Source organism: Mycobacterium sp. IDUB_37 (assembly GCF_055419245.1).
The window spans coordinates 1-4054 of sequence record NZ_JBVAXG010000020.1 but is presented as its reverse complement, the minus strand read 5'-3'; the positions used below and the strand labels follow the sequence as shown (position 1 = coordinate 4054).

General features: G+C 65.9%; 2 protein-coding genes. Both read left to right on the top strand.

Annotation, left to right across the window (positions count from 1 at the left end; genetic code table 11):
• A partial coding sequence (locus ACZY1I_RS32065; protein WP_463761675.1) for an SDR family NAD(P)-dependent oxidoreductase occupies window positions 1-3842 on the top strand: 3842 nt, incomplete at its 5' end.
• A gap of 36 nt (window positions 3843-3878) precedes the next feature.
• Window positions 3879-4054, top strand: a 176-nt coding sequence (locus ACZY1I_RS32060; protein ID WP_463761676.1) for a polyketide synthase docking domain-containing protein, incomplete at its 3' end; no start/stop codon positions are given.

Here is a 4054-nt window from a genome sequence, read left to right as displayed (position 1 = left end):
ACCAGGACAACCTGGCCACCACCTTGGCCCAACTCCACAACCACGGCCACAGCCCCTCCTGGACAGCCCTCTACCCCCACGCCCACACCGTCGACCTACCCACCTACCCCTTCGAACACCGCCGCTACTGGCTGAACCCGATCTCGACCGGCGACGCCGGCGGACTTGGTCTGGACCGTGCCGATCATCCGCTGCTGGGCGCGGTCGCCACGTTGGCCGACCAAGACCAGGTCATGGTCAGCGGTCGGCTGTCACTGCGCGGCGAGGGCTGGCTGGCCGGCCATCAGGTCAACGGCGCCAAGGTGTTCCCGGCGACGGGTTTCATCGAGGTGATCCTGCGGGCCGGTGAGTTGAGCGGCTGCCCGGCGATCGATGAACTGGTCCTGCACGCCCCCTTGATTCTCTCGGGGAATGCGGCGACCGATCTGCAGATCGTGGTGCAGCCGCTCGATGAGCGTGGGCGGCGAGCGTTCAATGTGCACTCGCGCGTCGGTGACCAGGCGGCAGGCTGGACATTGCACGCCAGCGGGGCGTTGAGCGCTGATCAGCCCGCCGCTGAGGCCTCGTCCTTGACGGTGCCGGCTGTGGATGGCCTGGACCAAGAAGACTTCTACGGACGGTTGGCCCAACGGGGTTACCACTACGGCGGCCTGTTCCGGTCGCTGCGCGGGATTGCTACCGACCCGGAGCGACCCGAGGTCGTCTATGCCGAGGTGGCTTTGCCCGCTGGCACCGAGGTCGCCGGCTACGGGATACACCCCGCGCTGCTCGATGCCGCTCTGCACCCGTTGGCGTCGGTATTGGATGGCGGTGGTGAGGCCGACTCGGCGTCGCTGCGGCTTCCGTATGTGTTCAGCGGGGTCACGTTGTATGCCACCGCCGCCACCCAGCTGCGCGTCCAGCTGACCCGTACCGGCGAGGACACGTTTGAGTTGCGCGCCACCGATCCCACCGGCGCGCCGGTGATCACAATCGGTGCGGTGACGTTGCGGGCTGTGCCCGACCAGATGGGCGGGCGTGCCTCGATCGCCGGGCTGGCGGACAGCTTGTTCGAACAGACCTGGCTGTCGGTGTCCGATTCGCCCGGGCAGCCGCCGGCCAGCCTGTCCAGCGCGGTGGTTGACACCGACCTGGCGTCGTTGACTCCGTGCCCGGACCTGGTGATCTGGCCGCTGCCGCTGCCTGAAGAAGCCGACCAGGCTGATCCACTGCGGCGGGTACATACCCTGACCCGCGACGTATTGGCCCAGCTGCAGAGCTGGCTGGCCCGGCCGGAGACCGCCGACACCCGGCTGACGATCGTCACCCGTCACGCAGTCAGCGTCAGCGTTTACGACGGAGTCCCCGATCTGGCGCACGCCGCAATCTGGGCACTGATGCACACCGCGCAGCGTGAGCACGCCGACCGGATCCTTTTGGTCGATACCGACGGCAGCGCCGCCAGCAATGACAATCTGCTGGCCATCGCCTCGACGCCGCCAGCCGGCGAGCCCCAGCTGGCCCTGCGCAACGGTGTTGTCCAGGTGCCTCGCTTGGCCCGCACTTCAAGCCTGACCCTGCCGGATGCGCCCGACTGGCAATTGGCGACGACCGGCAAAGGCGACTTGGCCAACCTGGCCTTGCTTCCCACCAGCCCCCCGACGGCGTTGGCCCCGGGACAGATTCGCATCCAGGTACGGGCCGCGGGCCTGAACTTTCACGACGTGGTGGTGGCGTTGGGCGCCATCTCCGACGAGGGACTCGGCGCTGAAGCTGCCGGGGTGGTCCTCGAAACCGCCCCCGACGTCACCGGCGTCCGGCCCGGTGACGCGGTCATGGGTCTGTTCCCCAACGCGTTCTCGACTACGGCTGTCACCGACCACCGCGCGGTGGTCGGCATCCCGTCGGGATGGTCGTTCGCTCAGGCGGCCTCGGTTCCGACGACGTTCCTGACCGCCTACATCGCTCTGGTCGAGCTTGCCGGATTGTCGGCGGGGCAGCGGGTGCTCATTCACTCCGGTGCCGGTGGTGTGGGGCAGGCCGCGATCCAGATCGCCGGCCAGCTTGGTGCGGAGGTGTTCACCACCGCCCATCCGAACAAACATCACGTACTTAACGCCTTAGGCGTCGACCGCGGGCACATCGCCTCGTCGCGCACCCTGGATTTCGCCGACACCTTCATCGAGGCCACCGGTGGGCAGGGCATGGACGTCGTGCTCGACAGCATGCGCGGAGATTTCGTGGATGCTTCGCTACGACTGCTACCTCGTGGGGGCAGGTTCGTCGAAATCGGTAAGACCGATATCCGCGAGGCCGATGAGGTCGCCGCGGACCATCCCGGCGTCGACTACCAGGCCTACGACCTAGGAGAAGTGGCGTCCGAATCCCTGCTGAAGGCCTGGGCGGCACTGCTGCCGATGTTTGCCGCCGGGGTCCTCAAGCCGCTGCCCACCACCAGCTACGGCCTGCTGAACGCGACTCAAGCCTTCCGCGACATGAGCCAGGCCCGTCATACCGGAAAGATCGTGCTGATCCCGCCCGCGGTACTGGATCGCAACGGCACGGTGCTGATCACCGGTGGGACCGGAATGCTGGGCGCGATGTTCGCCGAGCATCTCGTCACCGACTATGGCGTCGGGCATCTGTTGCTGGTGTCTCGCAGCGGGCCCGACGCCCCCGGGGCCGCCGACCTGCAAGAACGTTTGACTCAGCTCGGCGCTCAGGTCGCCATCACCGCGTGTGACACCAGTAATCCCGCGGCGCTGGCCGCAACGCTCGACGGGATCGGTTCCGACCACCCGTTGACCGCGGTCATCCACACCGCCGGCGTCCTGGATGACGCCTTGGTAGCCGATCTGAGCCCGCAGCAACTCGACGCCGTTCTGACCGCCAAAGCCGATGCCGCCTGGAATCTGCATCGTCTGACCGCCGACCGCGACCTGGCCGCTTTCGTCTTGTTCTCGTCGGCGGCGGGCATCCTGGGCAGCCCCGGGCAGGCCAACTACGCGGCCGCCAACGCAGTGCTGGACGCGCTGGCCCGCCAGCGCCATCACTCTGAGCACCCCGCCACCAGCGTGGCGTGGGGCTATTGGCAGAGCCCCAGTGGCATGACCGCCCACCTCAACACGACCGACGTGACTCGTCTGGCCAGCACCGGCTTCACCGCGATCACCAACGAGCAGGGTGTAGCCCTCTTCGACGCCGCTCTGACCAGTCAGCGGCACAACTTGCTGGTGAGTCCGGTCAACACCGCCACGTTGGCCCGCCGGGCTCGCAATAACGCCCTCGACCCGATCCTGTCCGCTCTGACCAGCAGTCGCCGCCAGGCCGCCACGTCCAGCCCCGGGGGATTGGTGGCGCGACTGGCCGGTCAAACCGCCGAGCAGCAACTTCGCACCGTGACCACCGTGGTGGCCGGCGCCACCGCCGCTGTGCTGGCGCATCCGGACCCGGCCGCCCTCGACGTCGACCGTCCCTTCAAAGACCTCGGTATCGACTCACTGACGACCCTGGAACTACGCAACAGCCTCAACCAACAAACCGGTCTCAGCCTGCCCGCGACGCTGGCCTTCGACTACCCGACCCCGGCCGCCCTGGCTAAGTATCTCTCCGACCAGTTGTCGAAGAATGGCGCTATCGGCGAGACCCGGAATGTGCCAGACAGCGAAATTCAGCGTCTCATCTCGAAGATTCCCGAAAAGCGGCTTGCCGAGGCGGGGATTCTGGCGATGCTTCGCGAGATCGCACACGATGTGGATTCACCACAACCAGAACATCAAGAGGAGGCTCCTAAAGAGGAGGCTATTGCAAGCATGAGCTTGGATGACCTTATGAATATTGCTCGGGGCAACAAGAGCAATTGAAAATTGATTTTCAGCAATTAGGATCAGATTTTTAGAATGGCTATTGAAAACGCCGAAATTATCGAGGCTCTTCGTGATTCGTTAATGCAGATCGAACGGCTCAAGCGGCAGAATCGTGCACTTCTGGCGCGTGTCGATGAGCCGGTTGCGGTGGTGGGGATGGCGTGTCGTTTTCCGGGTGGGGTGGATTCGGCGGCGGCGTTGTGGGATTT